This window comes from Streptomyces sp. NPDC057877 (assembly GCF_042796855.1).
In the GTDB taxonomy this organism is placed as follows: Bacteria; Actinomycetota; Actinomycetes; order Streptomycetales; family Streptomycetaceae; genus Streptomyces.
On sequence record NZ_JBHVMS010000015.1, the window covers coordinates 75,232 to 92,867 of the forward strand.

A 17,636-nucleotide genomic window follows, 5' to 3' on the forward strand; every position below is an offset into this window, starting at 1 on the left:
GGGGCAGGAACGCCAATGCGCAAAGGGCAGTACCGGTTCGTCGCGGGATTCCTCTTCGCTCCCGTGGCGCTTTATCTGATCTTCGTCATCTGGCCGTATATCCAGACGTTCGGCTATTCGCTGACCGACTGGAAGGGCCAGTCGCAGACCTTCAGTTTCGTCGGCCTGGACAACTACAAGGCGCTGTTCCAGGACGACGTCTTCATGCGGGCCATCTGGCACAACATCCTGTTCCTGGTGTTCATCCCGGTGATCACCATTCTGCTCGCCCTGTTCTTCGCCTTCATGCTGAACGCGGGCGGACGCGGCAAGGCCGGGGGCGTTTCCGGCGTCGCCGGTTCCCGGTTCTACAAAATCGTCTACTTCTTCCCGCAGGTGCTGTCGCTGGCGATTCTCGCCGTGCTCTTCGAGGCGGTGTACCGCAGCGACGGCGGCGGCATGCTCAACGGCCTCCTCATCAAGCTGGGCCTGGTCGACGCCGACCGGCCCATCGAGTGGCTCAACGAGCCCAACCTGGTGCTGTGGATGCTGATCGTGGTCGTCGTCTGGCACGGCGTCGGCTTCTACCTGGTGCTGTTCTCCGCCGCGATGCAGTCCATCCCCAGGGACATCTACGAGGCCGCGCTCATCGACGGCGCGGGCCGCGCCCAGTCCTTCTTCCGCATCACCCTGCCGCTGCTGTGGGACTCGGTGCAGACCGCCTGGGTCTACCTCGGCATCGTGGCGATGGACATGTTCATCCTGGTCTCCACCATGACCGTGCCCCGCGGCGAGTTCGGCGGCGGCCCCGACCACCACAGCGAGGTCATGGCGACCGTGCTGATGCGCAACTTCCTCACCTACGGCGAGAGCGGCTACGCCTGCGCGATGGGCGTGATCATGCTGCTGCTCACCCTGATCCTGTCCGTCGTGATGCTGCGCGCCACCCGCCGCGAGCGCGTCGAGTTCTGAGGCGGGGGAGACCACCACCATGAGCGCACCCATCAAGGAGCCCGAGGCCGCCCCGGTGCGGCCGTCCAAGGTCGCCGCCCCGCCCCGGCCGGGCGACCGGCGCGGCGAGGGCGTCGTCCTGAACGTCTTCTCGCACGGGTTCCTCGCCCTGTGGGCCCTGCTGATCGTCCTGCCGCTGCTGTGGCTGGTGCTCAGCTCCTTCAAGACCGACGCCCAGATCGGCGGCTCGGCCTTCGGCTGGCCGCAGCACTGGGACCTCGACGTGTTCTCCCGCGCCTGGGAGAAGGGCATCGGGGACTACTTCCTGAACACCGTGATCGTGCTGGCGTTCTCGGTGCCGCTGACCATGCTGCTGGGCTCCATGGCGGCGTACGTGCTGGCCCGCTACGAGTTCTGGGGCAACCGCCTGCTGTACTACTTCTTCGTCGCGGGCGCGATGTTCCCGGTGTTCCTGGCGCTGGTGCCGCTGTTCTTCATGGTGAAGCGGCTGGACATGCTGAACACGTACCAGGGACTCATTCTGGTGTATGTCGCATACAGCATGCCGTTCACCGTCTTCTTCATGCATGCCTTCTTCCGCACCCTGCCGACCGCGGTCTTCGAGGCGTCGATCCTGGACGGGGCCTCGCACACCCGGACCTTCTTCCAGGTGATGCTCCCGATGGCGAAGCCGGGCCTGATCAGCGTCGGCATCTTCAACACGCTGGGCCAGTGGAACCAGTTCATCCTGCCCACGGTGCTGATGCAGCCGCAGAGCGGCGACGACCCCGAGCGCTATGTCCTGACCCAGGGGCTGATCCAGCTCCAGCAGCAGCAGGGGTACGCCTCCGACCTGCCCGCCCTGTTCGCGGGCGTCACGATCGCGATGGTGCCGATGCTGGTGGTCTACCTGTCCTTCCAGCGCCAGGTGCAGGCGGGCCTGACCTCGGCCACTCTGAAGTGAGCGCGCCATGACAGGGTGGGGCTGACTCCAACCTCTGTGGTTGACCCCGCACCCTGGAGACAAACCTCCGTAGCCCTCCGCAGTGCCCCGTGCGCACGCCGTTCCCGCCCCTGGTGACGGCGTGCGCGCGGGTGTGCACGGACGCGGAAACTGTTCAACCTCTTGACGGGCGGCACCCCGAACGGCTCAGCTTAGAGTTCACTAGTTGGACATGGACGGGGCCTCATCGAAGCGGTCCCGCGCGCGGGAGGTCGTCGTGGAGACTCCGGGGTCGCAGTCGTCGCTGCACCGAGCCAACCTGGAGCGTGTCGTACGTGCCGTGCGGCTGGCCGGATCGCTGACCCAGGCGGAGATCGCCAGGACGACGGGACTGTCCGCGGCCACCGTCTCCAATATCGTCCGCGAACTCAGGGAGAACGGAACGGTCGAGGTCACACCCACCTCGGCGGGTGGCCGCCGGGCCCGGAGCGTCTCGCTGAGCGGGGACGCCGGGATCGTGGTCGGCGTGGACTTCGGGCATACGCATTTGCGCGTCGCGGTCGGGAACCTCGCCCACCAGGTGCTGGCCGAGGAGTCCGAGCCGATGGACGTCGACGCCTCCGCCGCACAGGGCCTGGACCGGGCGGAACAACTGGTCAACCGGCTGATCGAGGCGACCGGCGTGGACCGTTCCAAGGTCGCGGGAGTGGGCCTCGGTGTGCCGGGGCCGATCGACGTGGAGTCCGGCACCCTCGGCTCGACCGCCATCCTGCCCGGCTGGGGCGGCACCAAGCCCGCCGAGGAGCTGCGCGAGCGGCTGGGCGTGCCGGTGCACGTGGACAACGACGCCAACCTGGGCGCCCTGGGCGAGCTGGTCTGGGGGAGCGGCAAGGGCGTGCGCGACCTGGCGTACATCAAGGTCGCCAGCGGTGTCGGCGCCGGTCTGGTGATCGACGGGAAGATCTACCGGGGTCCCGGCGGCACAGCCGGTGAAATCGGACATATTACACTCGATGAATCCGGCCCGGTCTGCCGCTGTGGAAACCGGGGCTGCCTGGAGACCTTCACGGCCGCGCGCTATGTGCTCCCGCTGCTCCAGCCCAGCCACGGCACCGATCTGACGATGGAGGGCGTGGTGCGGCTGGCGCGGGACGGAGACCCGGGCTGCCGTCGGGTGATCGCCGACGTCGGCCGTCATATCGGCAGTGGAGTCGCCAACCTGTGCAATCTGCTGAACCCGAGCAGGGTGGTCCTCGGCGGTGATCTCGCCGAGGCCGGTGAGCTGGTGCTCGGGCCGATCAGGGAGTCCGTCGGCCGCTACGCGATCCCCAGCGCGGCGCGTCAACTGTCCGTTCTCCCGGGGGCTCTTGGTGGCCGTGCGGAGGTGCTCGGAGCGCTCGCTCTCGCGCTCAGCGAGATGGGTGATTCGACCCTTCTGGATGGAAGTGCGGGGGGCACCCTGCACGCCGCGGCACCTGCCTTCACTTAGAGAACGGATGGCACCGTTGCCAACCCGTTAAGGATTTACTTCTTGACGTCGCACGTGTGGCCGAGTTGACTTCCAGCCACCTCGGCCGCAACGACGCGGCCTCGTCAGGGAGGTTTCTGAAGTGAACACGCGTATGCGTCGTGCCGCCGTAGCCATCGCCGCAGGTGCGATGGCCGTCTCGCTGGCTGCCTGTGGCAGCGCCGAGGAGGCGGATGGCGGCAGCGGCGACTCCACCAAGTCGGCCGCCAAGGGTGACAACATCAAGGTCGGTCTCCTGCTTCCGGAGAACAAGACCGCGCGGTACGAGAAGTTCGACCGCCCCTTGATCGAGCAGAAGATCAAGGAGCTGACGAACAACAAGGCGGAGATCCAGTACAACAACGCCCGCCAGGACGCCAACCTCCAGGCGCAGCAGGTCGACACGATGATCACCAACAAGGTGGACGTGCTGATCCTGGACGCCGTGGACGCCAAGGCGATCAAGAACTCCGTGCAGAAGGCCGTTGACCAGGGCATCAAGGTCGTCGCCTACGACCGCCTCGCCGAGGGCCCGATCAGCGCCTACACGTCCTTCGACAACGTGCAGGTCGGCAAGACCCAGGGCGAGGCCCTGCTGGAGGCGCTGGGCGACAAGGCCGAGGACGGCCAGATCGTCATGATGAACGGCTCCATCACCGACCCGAACGCCGCCATGTTCAAGGAGGGCGCGCACTCCGTCCTCGACGGCAAGGTGAAGGTCGGCAAGGAGTACGACACCAAGGAGTGGTCGCCGGACAACGCCAACGCCAACATGGAGGCGGCGATCTCGGCGATCGGCAAGAACAAGATCGTCGGCGTCTACTCCGCCAACGACGGCATGGCGGGCGGCATCATCACCGCCCTGAAGTCCGCCGGCCTCGACGTCCCGGTCACCGGCCAGGACGCCGAACTCGCCGCCGTGCAGCGCATCGTCGCCGGTGAGCAGTTCATGAGCGTCTACAAGCCGTACGCCCCCGAGGCCGAGGCCGCCGCCGCGATGGCCGTCGCGCTCGCCAAGGGCGAGTCGCTGGACTCCATCGCCAAGGACAAGGTCGACAGCGAGAGCGCCAAGGCCGTCCCGTCCGTCCTGGTCGACGTCACCTCGCTGACCCAGGAGAACATCAACGACACCGTCATCAAGGACGGCGTCTACACCGCCGAAGAGATCTGCACCGGCAAGTACAAGGCCGCCTGCGACAAGCTCGGCATCAAGTAACACCAGCCGCCGCACGCCCGTCCCGAGCCGGTACGGGAATCCGCCCCAGGATTCCCGTCCGGGCCCGTGAGGCCTCGGGACGGCCGCGGCGCCCAGGCTCCTCCGGCGCCCCGCGTCACACAGCCCCGCAAGCTATCTGCGGGGCGCCGGACGGAACATCCCCCCAGTTCTCTCTGCACAACCTCCCGCCGGGTCAGGCGGCGAAGGAGATGGTTCACGTGTCCGCTACGCCCGTGCTGGCGTTGCGCGGGGTCTCCAAGCGGTTCGGTGCCGTCCAGGCGCTCACCGACGTAGAGCTTGAGGTCCACGCCGGTGAAGTGGTCGCCCTGGTGGGCGACAACGGCGCCGGAAAGTCCACGCTGGTCAAGACGATCGCCGGCGTGCACCCCATCGATGAGGGCGTCATCGAGTGGGACGGCAAGGCCGTATCGATCAACAAGCCGCACGACGCCCAGGCCCTGGGCATCGCGACGGTCTACCAGGACCTCGCGCTGTGCGACAACATCGACGTCGTCGGCAACCTCTTCCTCGGCCGTGAGCTGAAGAGGTTCGGCGTCCTCGACGAGATCGAGATGGAGCGCCGCGCCCGCGAGCTGCTCCAGACGCTGTCGATCCGCATCCCCAGCGTGCGTATCCCGATCGCCTCGCTCTCCGGCGGTCAGCGCCAGACCGTGGCCATCGCCCGCTCCATGCTCGGCGAGCCCAAGCTGGTGATCCTCGACGAGCCCACCGCCGCCCTCGGCGTCGAGCAGACCGCCCAGGTCCTCGACCTGGTCGAGCGGCTGCGCGAGCGCAACCACGCGGTCATCCTCATCAGCCACAACATGGCCGATGTGAAGGCCGTCGCGGACAAGGTGGCCGTGCTCCGCCTCGGTCAGAACAACGGCGTCTTCGAGGTCAAGACGACCTCGCAGGAGGAGATCATCTCCGCCATCACCGGCGCCACCGACAATGCCGTGACCCGCCGTGCGGCGCGCACGAACGGGGAGGTTTCCCAGTGAGCACCGACAAGACCTCCACCACGACGGCGCCGGACGAGCACGCCGTCGAGAACCCCGAGGCCGCCGCCGCCGCGGTCACCGCCGTCGACCCGCGACTGCTCGTCCGCGAGCAGGGCCTGGCGGGCTACCTCGGCGAGTTCAAGCGCAAGATGAAGGCCGGTGAACTGGGCTCCATCCCGGTCGTCCTCGGTCTGCTCATCATCTGCGTCGTCTTCCAGAGCCTGAACTCGGCGTTCCTGTCCGCGCAGAACATCAGCGACATCACCGTCACGATGGTCGGCACCGGCATGATCTCCGTCGGCATCGTCTTCGTGCTGCTGCTCGGCGAGATCGACCTGTCGGTGGCCTCGGTCTCCGGCGCGGCCAGCGCCATCGCGGCCGTTCTCGCGGTCAACCAGGGCATGCCCGAGTGGCTGGCCGTGGTCATCGCCGTCGCGGCGGGCGCCGCCATCGGCGCGGCCCACGGCTTCTTCTTCGCGGTCCTGGGGGCACCGGCCTTCGCGGTCACCCTCGCCGGTCTGCTGTTCTGGCTGGGCTTCATGCTCCAGACACTCGGTGAGAACGGCACCATCAACCTGGACAGCGACGGCCTCATCGGCCAGCTGACCACGTACTTCTTCACGGACATCGCCGCCGCCTACGTGCTGGCCGCGGTGGTGACCGGTGTCTTCTTCATCACCTCGTTCCTCGGCAACCGCCGCCGCGAGGCCGTGGGCGTGCCCTCCCGGCCGCTCAACGACACCATCCTGCGCACGGTGCTGCTCGCGGTGATCGCCTTCGCCGCGGCGTACATGTACAACCAGTACAAGGGCCTGCCGCTGGCCACCGTGATCTTCCTGGTGTTCCTGATCGCCACGGACTTCCTGCTGCGCCGTACCGCGTACGGCCGCAAGGTGTTCGCGCTCGGCGGCAGCGTCGAGGCGTCCCGCCGTGCCGGTATCAACGTCACCGCGGTCCGCATCTCGGTGTTCGCCATCTCCGGCGGCTTCGCGGCGATGGGCGGCCTCTTCCTGGCCTCCAAGATCGCTTCGGCCAACCAGAGCGCCGGTACCGGTGACCTGCTGATGAACGCGATCGCCGCGGCCGTGATCGGTGGCACCAGCCTCTTCGGCGGCCGGGGCCGCACCTGGAACGCCCTGCTCGGTGTGCTGGTGATCGTCTCCATCCAGTACGGCCTCCAGCTGGAGTCCATCGCCGAGCCGGTCAAGTACATGATCACCGCGGGCGTCCTGCTCACCACGGTCGTCATCGACTCCGTGACCCGCAAGACCCAGCGAACGGCCGGACGCGCCTAGCCTCCACGCCGTATCGCTCGACCCTGTGCCCGGCACCAACGGCGGTGCCGGGCACAGCCATGCCGTACGGCCGCGCGGAGCCGTACGGGCGGACGCGTGACGCATGACGCACCACCTGCGGTACGTCCGCGCGGCCGGAACATTAGACTCGACAGGCCCGGCAACAGCTCGATCAGCTCTACTGCAAGGAGGCACGGGTGCCGCTGCTGACCCGCATCAGGGGACCGCGCGATCTGGACCGGCTCACCCCCGAGGAGCTGGACCAGCTGGCCGAGGAGATCCGCACCTTCCTCGTCGACTCGGTCTCCAAGACCGGCGGCCACCTCGGACCCAACCTGGGCGTGGTCGAGCTGACCATCGCCCTGCACCGGGTCTTCGACTCACCGGCCGACAGGGTGCTCTGGGACACCGGCCACCAGGCCTACGTCCACAAGCTGCTCACCGGCCGCCAGGACTTCTCCAGGCTGCGCGGCAAGGGCGGCCTGTCCGGCTACCCCTCGCGCGCCGAGTCCGAGCACGACGTCATCGAGAACAGCCACGCCTCCACGGTCCTCGGCTGGGCCGACGGCCTCGCCAAGGCCAACCAGCTGCTCAAACGCGACCAGCACGTGGTCGCCGTGATCGGCGACGGCGCGCTCACCGGCGGCATGGCCTGGGAGGCGCTGAACAACATCGCCGAGGCCAAGGACCGCCCGCTGGTCATCGTCGTCAACGACAACGAGCGCTCCTACGCGCCCACCATCGGCGGCCTCGCCAACCACCTGGCGACCCTGCGCACCACCGACGGCTACGAGCGCTTCCTGGCCCGCACCAAGGAACTCCTGGACCGCACCCCGGTCGTCGGAAAGCCGCTCTACGAGACCCTGCACGGCGCCAAGAAGGGCCTGAAGGACTTCATCGCCCCGCAGGGCATGTTCGAGGACCTCGGCCTGAAGTACGTCGGCCCCATCGACGGCCACGACATCGAGGCGCTGGAGTCGGCCCTGACCCGCGCCAAGCGGTTCAACGGCCCCGTCATCGTGCACTGCCTCACCGAGAAGGGCCGCGGCTACGAGCCCGCCGAGCAGGACGAGGCCGACCGCTTCCACGGCATCGGGCCCATCCACCCGGACACCGGGCTGCCCATCAAGGCCGCCGCCGCGAGCTGGACGTCCGTCTTCGGCGACGAGATGGTCAGGCTCGGGCGCGAGCGCGAGGACATCGTCGCGATCACGGCCGCGATGCTCCAGCCGGTGGGCCTGAAGAAGTTCGCCGACGCGTTCCCCGACCGGATCTACGACGTCGGCATCGCCGAGCAGCACGCGGCCGTCTCCGCGGCGGGCCTCGCCACCGGCGGGCTCCACCCGGTCTTCGCCGTCTACGCCACCTTCCTCAACCGCGCCTTCGACCAGGTCCTCATGGACGTCGCCCTGCACAAGTGCGGGGTCACCTTCGTACTGGACCGGGCCGGGGTCACCGGCGACGACGGTGCTTCCCACAACGGCATGTGGGACATGTCCATGCTCCAGGTCGTCCCCGGGCTGCGCATCGCGGCCCCGCGCGACGCCGAGCAACTGCGCACCCAGCTCCGCGAGGCCGTCCAGGTCGACGACGCCCCGACCGTCGTGCGCTACTCCAAGGGCGTGGTCGGCCCCGCCGTACCCGCCGTGCGGCGGATCGGCGGCATGGACGTCCTGCGCGAGTCGGGCACCGACCACCCGGACGTGCTCCTCGTCTCCATCGGCGCCCTCGCCCCGATGTGCCTGGAGATCGCCTCCCTCCTCGACAAGCAGGGCATCTCCACCACCGTCGTCGACCCGCGCTGGGCCAAGCCGGTCGACGAGGCCATGGCCCCGCTCGCCGAACGCCACCGCGTCGTCGTCACCGTCGAGGACAACTCCCGCGTCGGCGGCGTCGGCTCGGCCATCTCCCAGGCCCTGCGCGACGCGGGCGTCGACGTCCCCCTCCGCGACTTCGGCATCCCACCCCGCTTCCTCGACCACGCCTCCCGCACCCAGGTCATGACGGAAATCGGCCTCACGGCCCCCGACATCGCCCGCCAGGTCACGGGCCTGGTCTCCAAACTGGACGGCCGCTACGACCGCGAGAGCACGAGCGAGGTGGAACCGGCCCGGGACTGACGAACGACAAGGGACCAACGCCCCTGAGGACAACGCCTCAGGGGCGCGGGTTCCTGCGAGGGAGACGGCCGGGCAACGCCCCAAAGGGGCGCGGGGAACCGCGCGACCAGCCACCACGGCGCCGCGCACGGCCAACAACCGCAACGCCCGCGGCGGGCAGCCGGTCAGCGAGGAACCGACCGCGGCCCCGCCACCTCCGCCCCCAACTCCCGCACCCGCCGCCGAAGCTCACGATCCGCCGTGACCACCACGCACCGGCGGTCACCCGCCCGGGCGACCAGCTCCACCATGTGGTCGTCGCCACTGCCGGGGGCGGACTCGACGAGGACGCCGGGGGCGGAGCCCACCCCCCGCGCCGCGCCCTCGACGACCAGGACGATCTCCACGGGACCGTCATGGCCGGGCAGGCCCTCCGTGGCCAGCCGGTCCCGCAGCCGCTCCGCCGCCCCGCGCCGGTCCCGCCACCATCCGTCGGGCACCGACCCGACGACGTTCGCGGCATCGACGATCACGAGCAGCGGGTCAGTCATGACACCCAGGGTCGCACGGGCCCGCGCCGCCAAGGCGCTCCGGTAGCCGATTAAAGTGGGCCCGTGTCAATGGTCCGCACAGTGAACGGCGACTGGCTGATACGCGGCCGCGATGGCCGGATCGCCGCCTACGCCCCCAGTGACGACGCGGTGTGGTGCCGGGCGGAACGGCATCCCGGCGGCGCCTTCCTGCCCCCGCGCAAGGCGGGCGGCGACCAGCGGCTGCACCCGGGGTTCGCGGTCGGTCAGGGCACCGACGGGTACGCCCATCTGGTGGCCTGGCGGCCCACCAGGGACGGCGAGTCCGGCCTGGTGCACTCCACCCACTTCCGGCCGCACCTCTCCGCCCTCGACTGGCATCCGATCGGCCACCCCAACAGACGCGGCGACCGCACCGGCAGACCCGCGGTGGCCGTCGACCCTGACGGACGCGCGTACGTCTTCGTCCGCAACCGCGGCCTGGGCGTGCACACCATCAACCAGAAGGCCCGCGGCGGCTGGAACGCCTGGCACGACCTCAGGGGCTCCAAGGTGGACGAGGACCTCGTCGCCGTCACCGCCGAGTCGGGCCTGATCGAGCTGTTCGCCACCAGCCCGGCAGGCGTCCTGCGCTGGATCCAGGAGGAGCCCGCCACCCGCCTCGTCGCCGCCGACCCGCTGCCGGTGCGGGCGGTGCCGGGCACGCTGAGCGCCCTGCCGACCTCCAAGGAGAGCACCACGCTGTTCTACGCCGATCCCGAGGGCATGCTGCACGCCTGGCGGCCGGGCGCCGACCCGGTCCCGCTGGCCACGGTCGCGGGCCCCGGCCCGGTGGCCGCCCTGCGCTGCTCCCTCGACGGCCACGACTGCACCCTGCTCGCCCAGCGCTCCGCCTCCGGCAAGGTCGCGTTCGCCGCCTACCCGACCGAACAGGAGTCCGCGGGCCTGTGGTGGACGGAGTCCGGCCCGCACCTCCCCGCGGACACCCGGGTCGCCCTCGCGCAGGACGCCGAGGGCCGGATCGTCGCCGCGACGACGACCCCGGACGGCACCCTGCGCCTGGCCCGCCAGAAGGACGAGCCGGGGCTGGCGCTGGCGGCCTGGCAGGAGGTCTGACGCCGCGTCGGCGGCACGCGTGCCGGTGCCCCGCACACCCAACGGCGTGCGGGGCACCGTACGAACGCGAAAGCCCCGCCTACTGCGGGACGCTCGCCACGCCCGGCTCCAGGAACCGCTTCCCGTTCACCCGCTCGGACACGCCCTCGCGGTCCAGGTACGGCGTGATGCCGCCCAGGTGGAAGGGCCAGCCCGCGCCGGTGATCAGGCAGAGGTCGATGTCCTGCGCCTCGGCGACGACGCCCTCGTCGAGCATGAGCCCGATCTCCTGCGCCACCGCGTCCAGTACGCGCGCCCGCACCTGCTCCTCGGTCAGCACGCTGTCGCCCTGCTTCAGCAGCGCGGCGACCTCCGGGTCCAGCTCCGGCTTGCCGCTGTCGTAGACGTAGAAGCCGCGCTTGCCCGCCTCGACGACCGCCTTGAGGTTCGGGGAGACCGTGAAGCGGTCCGGGAACGACCGGTTGAGCGTCTCGGAGACGTGCAGGCCGATCGCCGGGCCGACCAGTTCGAGCAGGACGAGCGGGGACATCGGCAGGCCCAGGGGCTCCACCGCCTTCTCCGCCACCTCGACCGGGGTGCCCTCGTCGATGACGTTCTGGATCTCGCCCATGAAGCGGGTCAGGATGCGGTTGACGACGAACGCCGGGGCGTCCTTCACCAGGACCGCGGTCTTCTTCAGCTTCTTGGCCACCGCGAAGGCGGTCGCGAGCGAGGCGTCGTCCGTCGTCTCACCGCGGACGATCTCCAGCAGCGGCAGGATCGCGACGGGGTTGAAGAAGTGGAAGCCGACGACCCGCTCGGGGTGCTTCAGCTTCGACGCCATCTCCGACACCGACAGGGAGGACGTGTTCGTCGCGAGGATCGCGTGCGCCGGGGCGACCGCCTCGACCTCCGCGAAGACCTGCTGCTTGACGCCCATCTCCTCGAACACGGCCTCGATGACGAAGTCCGCGTCCGCGAAGCCCTCGGCCTTGTCCAGGACACCGGTCACCAGCGCCTTGAGGCGGTTGGCCTTGTCCTGGTTGATCCGGCCCTTGCCGAGCAGCTTGTCGATCTCGGCGTGGACGTAGCCCACGCCCTTGTCGATGCGCTCCTGGTCGATGTCCGTGAGGACGACCGGGACCTCCAGGCGGCGCAGGAACAGCAGGGCGAGCTGCGAGGCCATCAGGCCCGCGCCGACCACGCCGACCTTGGTGACCGGACGGGCGAGGTTCTTGTCCGGGGCGCCCGCCGGGCGCTTGCCGCGCTTCTGCACGAGGTTGAACGCGTAGAGTCCGGCGCGCAGTTCGCCGCCCATGATGAGGTCGGCCAGGGCCTGGTCCTCGGCGTCGAAGCCCGCCTGGAGGTCGCCGTCCTTGGCGGCGGCGATGATGTCCAGGGCGCGGTAGGCGGCGGGGGCGGCGCCGTGCACCTTGCCGTCGGCGATGAAGCGGCCCCCCGCGACGGCCTGGTCCCAGGCGTCACCGCGGTCGATGACCGGGCGCTCCACCGTGATGTCGCCCTTGAGGACCTGCGCGGTCCACAGCAGCGACTGCTCCAGGAAGTCGGCGCCCTCGAAGAGGGCGTCGGCGATGCCGAGGTCGTAGACCTGCTGGCCCTTGAGCTGCTTGTTCTGGTTGAGGCTGTTCTCGATGATGATCTTGACGGCCTTCTCGGCGCCGATCAGGTTGGGCAGCAGCGCGCAGCCGCCCCAGCCGGGCACCAGGCCGAGGAAGACCTCGGGCAGCGAGAAGGCGGGCACGGACTTGGACACCGTGCGGTAGGCGCAGTGCAGGCCGACCTCGACGCCGCCGCCCATCGCGGCGCCGTTGTAGTACGCGAACGTCGGTACGGCGAGGGAGGCGAGGCGCTTGAAGACCTCGTGGCCGCCCTTGCCGATGGCGAGCGCGTCCTCGTGCCTCGTCAGCAGCTCGACGCCCTTGAGGTCGGCGCCGACGGCGAAGATGAACGGCTTGCCCGTGACGCCGACGCCGACGATGTCGCCGTCCGCGGCCTCCTTCTCGACCTGGTCGATGGCGGCGTTCAGGTTCGCCAGCGACTGCGGGCCGAAGGTGGTCGGCTTGGTGTGGTCGAACCCGTTGTCGAGGGTGATCAGCGCGAACTTCCCCGCGCCGAAGGGCAGGTCGAAGTGGCGTACGTGGGCGCTGGTGACGACCTCGTCCGGGAACAGCTCGGCCGCACCCTTCAACAGCTCAGCGGTGGTGCTCACTTGTCCCCCTCGAAGTGCGGGTTCTCCCAGATGACGGTCGCGCCCATGCCGAAGCCGACGCACATGGTGGTGAGGCCGTAGCGGACCTGCGGCTGCTCCTCGAACTGACGGGCCAGCTGGGTCATCAGCCGGACGCCGGAGGAGGCCAGCGGGTGGCCGAAGGCGATGGCGCCGCCGTACTGGTTGACGCGCTCGTCGTCGTCCGCGATGCCGTAGTGGTCGAGGAGGGCCAGCACCTGCACGGCGAAGGCCTCGTTGATCTCGAACAGGCCGATCTGGGAGATGTCCAGGCCCGCCTTGGCGAGCGCCTTCTCGGTGGCCGGGATCGGGCCGTAGCCCATGACCTCCGGCTCGACGCCCGCGAAGGCGTAGGAGACCAGGCGCATCTTGACCGGGAGGTCGTTCTCCCGGGCGAAGTCCTCGCTGGCGATGATCGAGGCGGTGGCGCCGTCGTTCAGACCGGCCGCGTTACCGGCGGTGACCCGGCCGTGCACGCGGAACGGCGTCTTGAGCCCGGCCAGGTTCTCCAGGGTCGTCCCCGGGCGCATCGGCTCGTCGGCGGTGACCAGGCCCCAGCCGGTCTCACCGGCCTCCGCGTTGGTGCGGCGCACCGAGATCGGCACCAGGTCGGCCTGGATCTTGCCGTTGGCGTACGCCTTGGCGGCCTTCTCCTGGGAGCGCACGGCGTACTCGTCGGCGCGCAGCTTGGTGATGTGCGGGTAGCGGTCGTGCAGGTTCTCCGCGGTCATGCCCATGAACAGGGCGGACTCGTCGACCAGCTTCTCGCTGACGAACCGCGGGTTGGGGTCGACGCCCTCGCCCATCGGGTGGCGGCCCATGTGCTCGACACCGCCCGCGATGACGGCGTCGTAGGCGCCGAAGGCGATGGAACCGGCCGTCGTCGTCACGGCCGTCAGGGCGCCCGCGCACATCCGGTCGATGGAGTAGCCGGGGACGGACTGCGGCAGCCCGGCGAGGAGGCCCGCGGTGCGGCCGATGGTGAGGCCCTGGTCGCCGATCTGGGTGGTCGCGGCGATGGCGACCTCGTCGATCTGCTTCGGGTCGAGGCCGGGGTTGCGGCGCAGCAGCTCCCGGATCGCCTTCACGACGAGGTCGTCGGCGCGGGTCTCGTGGTAGATGCCCTTCGGGCCCGCCTTGCCGAACGGGGTGCGGACGCCGTCTACGAAGACGACGTCCCTGACGGTACGAGGCACGATGGCTCTCCTCCAGGATGCGGGGCGCTGAGCACTTGCTTACGACCATGCTACTTATGAGTAACGTAGCTGCCCAGCCCCGTCGGCGCGAGCGGCGAAGGTCACACCTTCGGGGGAGCCGTCGACCCCCTCGGCGTCAGCACCGGCGTGGGCACCGGATGCGAGCCCGGACCCTCTCCCGTGATCACGCCGAACAGCGTCCGCGCCACCTCCGCGCCGAAGCCGTGGACGTCATGGCTCATCGCGGAGAGCGTCGGGTGGGTCAACCGGCACAGCTGCGAGTCGTCCCAGGCCAGCAGGGAGACGTCGTCCGGCACCCGCAGTCCCATCTCGGTGGCCACCGAGAGGCCCGCCACCGCCATGATGTCGTTGTCGTAGACGATGGCCGTCGGCCGGTCCTGCGGGGCCGCCGTCAGCAGCGAGCGGGTCGCGCGCGCCCCCGCGTCGCCGGAGAAGTCGGTGGCGACCTGCGCGGCCCCGGTCAGCCCCAGTTCCCGGGCGGTGGCCTCGAAGGCGGCGGTGCGGATGGCGGTGTGCCCGAGGGCCGCCGCGCCGCCGACCCGGGCGATCCGCCGGTGCCCGAGCGCCGTCAGATAGCGCACCGCCTCGGTGACCGCCGTGGCGTCGTCGGTCCACACCGAGGTCAGCCCGCCGGTCAGCGACGGATGCCCGACCGCCACCACCGGCAGCCCGAGCCGCGCGGCGACCGCCACCCGGGGGTCCTCGGCGCGGAAGTCGACCAGGATCGAACCGCCGATCTGCCGCGCCTTCCACCACGAGTCCAGCAGCCCGGCCTCCTCCTCCAGGTTCTTCACCAGCCGCAGGAGCAGGGAGCAGGAGTGCTCGGTCAGGACGCTCTCCACCCCGGACACGAACTCCATGTAGAACGGCTCCAGACCCAGCATCCGCGCGGGACGGCACACCGCGAGACCGACCACGTCCACCCGGGAACCGGCCAGCGACCGCGCGGTGAGGTTGGGTGCCCAGCCCAGCTCCCGCGCGGCCCGGAAGATCCGGTCCCGGGTCGCCTCCGACAGCCCCGGCCGGTGGTTGAAGGCGAGCGAGACGGCACCCTTGGACACGCCCGCGCGCGCGGCGACGTCCTTGATGGTGACGCGGGCGGACGGCGTCGATGTCATCGGGTGGGCTCCACGCAGTACAGGGCGGATCGGGCGGCGGCGGCATCCGGAGTCTTCCAGCCCGTGACCCCGATGGTCACCCGTTCGCCGGGAAGCAGCGTCACCAGCCCGCGGTCGGCCCGCGCGTCCGGCTCCAGCCGGTCCGCCTGGAGCAGCAGATCCCGTACGAGGGTGCGGGCCGTCACCGCGATCCCGCCCGGCACCAGTTCCACGTCGAACTCCGGCCGGGGATACGGGATCTCCCGGTCCGGCGCGGGGAAGCGCAGGGCGCGCACGTCGTCGGCGTCCGCGACCAGGAACTCCTTCGGCCCGCCCGGCACCAGCTCACGTGGCACCGGCACCTCGGTCACCGCCCGCCGCCCGGCCTCGAAGGCGGCCGTCACCGAGCCCAGGACCGCGCCGTCCACCGACATCCGGCGCAGCGTCACCGTCCCGGCCCACGAGTCCGCCGCCTGGTTGACGGCCACCAGCGTCAGCCCGCCGCCCTCCTCCCGCACGGTCAGCAGCCGGTCCGCGTACAGCCGCCGCAGCTCGTGGTAGAGCGGCTTCTCGCGTTCGTCGCCGTCGATCGCGGCCCATGAGGTCACCGGCCAGCAGTCGTTGAGCTGCCAGACGACCGTGCCCGCGCACACCGGCCAGTGCGACCGCCAGTGCTCGATCCCGGCGGAGACGGCGCGCGCCTGGTTGACCTGGGTGAGGTAGTGCCAGCGGTCGAAGTCGCCCTCGGGGAAGGCGAAGTGCCGCTCCAGGCCGCGGCGCAGCTTGCCGTTGCCGTCGTCGGCCTTCTGGTGGTGCAGCATGCCGGGGGAGTCGGGCGCGAGCGCCTCGCCCGCCAGCGCGCGCCGCAGGGTGGCGTACGCGGGCGGCGCCTGCCAGCCGAACTCCGCGACGAACCGGGGGACGTCACGCCGGTAGTCGGCGTGGTCGGCGCGGTTCCACACCTCCCAGGAGTGGTGCGTGCCGTGCGCCGGGTCGTTCGGGTGGTGGTCCCAGGAGCCGGACCAGGGGCTGCCCGCCGTGTAGGGCCGGGTCGGGTCGAGTTCGGCGACGACGCGGGGCAGCAGCCCCAGGTAGTACCCCTCGCCCCAGGAGTCCCCGGCCAGCGGCCCCTCCCACGCCCAGTCCCGGAAACCCCACAGGTTCTCGTTGTTGCCGTTCCACAGCACCAGCGACGGGTGCGGCATCAGCCGTACGACGTTCTCCCGGGCCTCCGCCTCCACCTCGCCGCGCAGCGGCTGCTCCTCCGGGTAGGCGGCGCAGGCGAAGGGGAAGTCCTGCCAGACCATCAGGCCCAGCTCGTCGCAGGCGGTGTAGAAGTCCTCGCTCTCGTAGATCCCGCCGCCCCACACGCGCACCAGGTCCACGCCCGCGTCGGCCGCCTTGGTGAGCCGCCGCCGGTAGCGCTCGGGGGTGATCCGGGACGGGAAGACGTCGTCGGGGATCCAGTTCACGCCGCGCGCGAAGAGGCGCTCGCCGTTGACGACCAGGGTGAACCCGGTGCCGTGCGCGTCGGCCGAGGTGTCCAGCTCCAGGGTGCGGAAACCGATCCGGCGCCGCCACACGTCGAGGGCGTCGGCGTCGTGCAGCAGCGTCAACTCGATCTCGTACAGCGGCTGTGCGCCGTATCCGCGCGGCCACCACAGGTCGGCGCCGGGCACGTCGAGCCGTACGACCCCGCGCGTGCCGTCGATGCGGCCACGCGCGCGTGCGTCGCCGATGCGGGCCTCGAGGGTCAGCCCGGCCTCCACGCGGCTGCGCTCCACGTCGACGTGGAGTTCGACGCGGCCGGTGCCGTCCGCGACGGTGACCAGGGGGCGGACGCGGGCGATACGGGCCGTGGACCACTGCTCCAGGCGCACCGGACGCCAGATCCCGGCGGTCACCAGGGTCGGGCCCCAGTCCCAGCCGAAGGAGCAGGCCATCTTGCGGAGGTACTGGTAGGGCTCGGCGTAGGCGCCGGGCCGCTCGCCGAGGCGCCCGCGCACCGCCTCGGCCTCGGCGTACGCGGAGGCGAACCGGACGGTGAGCAGCCCCTCCAGGCCGGTCACGTCGAAGCGGTGCGAGCGGTGCATGTTGCGCACCCGGCCGAGCACCCGGCCGTCCAGCAGGATCTCGGCGGCGGTGTCGAGGCCGTCGAAGACCAGGTCGGTCTGCTCGTGCCCGGCCCCGGCCCGCAGCCGCCGCTCGTACGTCCACTCCCGGCGCCCCACCCAGGCCACGTCGGCCTCGTTCGTCCCGAGGAACGGGTCCGGGATCAGCCGCGCCGCCAGCAGATCGGTGTGCACACAGCCGGGCACCGCGGCCGGGAGCACCGCTCCCGGGTCGTCGGGGTGTCGCAGGACCCATCCGTCGGTGAGCGGTGTGGCCTGAAGCATGCGCACTCCTTAACCGGTCTAATCCATGAGCTGGACACACTTCCGCAACCTTGGCGGAATAC

Annotated in this window: 13 protein-coding genes; 8 read left to right on the top strand and 5 right to left on the bottom strand. The window is 70.4% G+C overall.

The genetic code is table 11. The annotated features are described in order from the left end of the window. The first annotated feature begins 15 nt into the window (after positions 1 to 15). The 7 genes from ACFVQG_RS35835 (at position 16) to dxs (ending at position 9,012) form a co-directional block, all read left to right on the top strand. A complete protein-coding gene (locus ACFVQG_RS35835; RefSeq protein WP_383391969.1) occupies positions 16 to 951 on the top strand; it encodes a carbohydrate ABC transporter permease in 936 nt (311 codons plus the stop codon). Positions 952 to 970: 19 nt separating this feature from the next. Then, positions 971 to 1,894 carry a carbohydrate ABC transporter permease gene (locus tag ACFVQG_RS35840; protein ID WP_383391971.1) on the top strand — a complete coding sequence of 308 codons (924 nt, stop codon included), beginning with the start codon at positions 971 to 973 and terminating at the stop codon, positions 1,892 to 1,894. A 256-nt stretch (positions 1,895 to 2,150) separates the two neighbouring features. After that, positions 2,151 to 3,362: an ROK family protein gene (locus ACFVQG_RS35845; protein WP_383392194.1), complete on the top strand. Its 1,212-nt coding sequence runs from the start codon at positions 2,151 to 2,153 to the stop codon at positions 3,360 to 3,362. Between the two features lie 133 nt (positions 3,363 to 3,495). Beyond that, the gene (locus tag ACFVQG_RS35850) at positions 3,496 to 4,596 is read left to right on the top strand and encodes a sugar ABC transporter substrate-binding protein (RefSeq protein WP_383392196.1); all 1,101 of its coding nucleotides are present in this window, start codon (positions 3,496 to 3,498) and stop codon (positions 4,594 to 4,596) included. 209 nt (positions 4,597 to 4,805) lie between these two features. Further along, entirely contained in the window at positions 4,806 to 5,597 is a 792-nt protein-coding gene (locus ACFVQG_RS35855) for an ATP-binding cassette domain-containing protein (RefSeq protein ID WP_383391975.1), read from the top strand. Beyond that, positions 5,594 to 6,892, top strand: coding sequence for a sugar ABC transporter permease (locus ACFVQG_RS35860; protein WP_383391977.1), 1,299 nt, complete (start codon positions 5,594 to 5,596; stop codon positions 6,890 to 6,892). The genes ACFVQG_RS35855 and ACFVQG_RS35860 overlap by 4 nt, the downstream gene beginning before the upstream one ends. Positions 6,893 to 7,089: 197 nt before the next feature. Then, on the top strand, positions 7,090 to 9,012 hold the full coding sequence (gene dxs, locus ACFVQG_RS35865) for a 1-deoxy-D-xylulose-5-phosphate synthase (protein ID WP_383391979.1): 1,923 nt from the start codon (positions 7,090 to 7,092) through the stop codon (positions 9,010 to 9,012). 164 nt (positions 9,013 to 9,176) lie between these two features. Here the strand turns inward: dxs and ACFVQG_RS35870 are convergent, their stop codons facing one another. Continuing rightward, a complete protein-coding gene (locus tag ACFVQG_RS35870; RefSeq protein ID WP_383391982.1) occupies positions 9,177 to 9,542 on the bottom strand; it encodes an NTP pyrophosphohydrolase in 366 nt (121 codons plus the stop codon). A 69-nt stretch (positions 9,543 to 9,611) separates the two neighbouring features. Between ACFVQG_RS35870 and ACFVQG_RS35875 the strand changes: the two genes are divergently transcribed. Continuing rightward, complete coding sequence (locus tag ACFVQG_RS35875) at positions 9,612 to 10,637, top strand: hypothetical protein (RefSeq protein WP_383391984.1); 1,026 nt, start codon at positions 9,612 to 9,614, stop codon at positions 10,635 to 10,637. A 79-nt stretch (positions 10,638 to 10,716) separates the two neighbouring features. Here the strand turns inward: ACFVQG_RS35875 and ACFVQG_RS35880 are convergent, their stop codons facing one another. The 4 genes from ACFVQG_RS35880 to ACFVQG_RS35895 all read right to left on the bottom strand — a co-directional run bounded on the left by ACFVQG_RS35880 (position 10,717) and on the right by ACFVQG_RS35895 (position 17,574). Further along, complete coding sequence (locus ACFVQG_RS35880) at positions 10,717 to 12,846, bottom strand: 3-hydroxyacyl-CoA dehydrogenase NAD-binding domain-containing protein (protein ID WP_383391986.1); 2,130 nt, start codon at positions 12,844 to 12,846, stop codon at positions 10,717 to 10,719. Continuing rightward, a complete protein-coding gene (locus tag ACFVQG_RS35885; RefSeq protein ID WP_383391989.1) occupies positions 12,843 to 14,060 on the bottom strand; it encodes a thiolase family protein in 1,218 nt (405 codons plus the stop codon). Before ACFVQG_RS35885 ends, ACFVQG_RS35880 begins: the two co-directional genes overlap by 4 nt. Before the next feature lie 101 nt (positions 14,061 to 14,161). Continuing rightward, positions 14,162 to 15,199: a LacI family DNA-binding transcriptional regulator gene (locus ACFVQG_RS35890; RefSeq protein ID WP_383391991.1), complete on the bottom strand. Its 1,038-nt coding sequence runs from the start codon at positions 15,197 to 15,199 to the stop codon at positions 14,162 to 14,164. Beyond that, positions 15,196 to 17,574, bottom strand: coding sequence for a glycoside hydrolase family 2 protein (locus tag ACFVQG_RS35895; RefSeq protein WP_383391994.1), 2,379 nt, complete (start codon positions 17,572 to 17,574; stop codon positions 15,196 to 15,198). The genes ACFVQG_RS35890 and ACFVQG_RS35895 overlap by 4 nt, the downstream gene beginning before the upstream one ends. Positions 17,575 to 17,636: the final 62 nt, after the last annotated feature.

Excerpts from the sequence above, each read along its gene's own strand:
- ACFVQG_RS35835 (WP_383391969.1), top strand. The coding sequence starts at position 16 with ATGCGCAAAGGGCAGTACCGGTTCGTCGCGGGATTCCTCTTCGCTCCC.
- ACFVQG_RS35840 (WP_383391971.1), top strand. The coding sequence starts at position 971 with ATGAGCGCACCCATCAAGGAGCCCGAGGCCGCCCCGGTGCGGCCGTCC.
- ACFVQG_RS35850 (WP_383392196.1), top strand. The coding sequence starts at position 3,496 with ATGCGTCGTGCCGCCGTAGCCATCGCCGCAGGTGCGATGGCCGTCTCG.
- ACFVQG_RS35855 (WP_383391975.1), top strand. The coding sequence starts at position 4,806 with ATGGTTCACGTGTCCGCTACGCCCGTGCTGGCGTTGCGCGGGGTCTCC.
- ACFVQG_RS35870 (WP_383391982.1), bottom strand. The coding sequence starts at position 9,542 with ATGACTGACCCGCTGCTCGTGATCGTCGATGCCGCGAACGTCGTCGGG.
- ACFVQG_RS35875 (WP_383391984.1), top strand. The coding sequence starts at position 9,612 with ATGGTCCGCACAGTGAACGGCGACTGGCTGATACGCGGCCGCGATGGC.
- ACFVQG_RS35890 (WP_383391991.1), bottom strand. The coding sequence starts at position 15,199 with ATGACATCGACGCCGTCCGCCCGCGTCACCATCAAGGACGTCGCCGCG.
- ACFVQG_RS35895 (WP_383391994.1), bottom strand. The coding sequence starts at position 17,574 with ATGCTTCAGGCCACACCGCTCACCGACGGATGGGTCCTGCGACACCCC.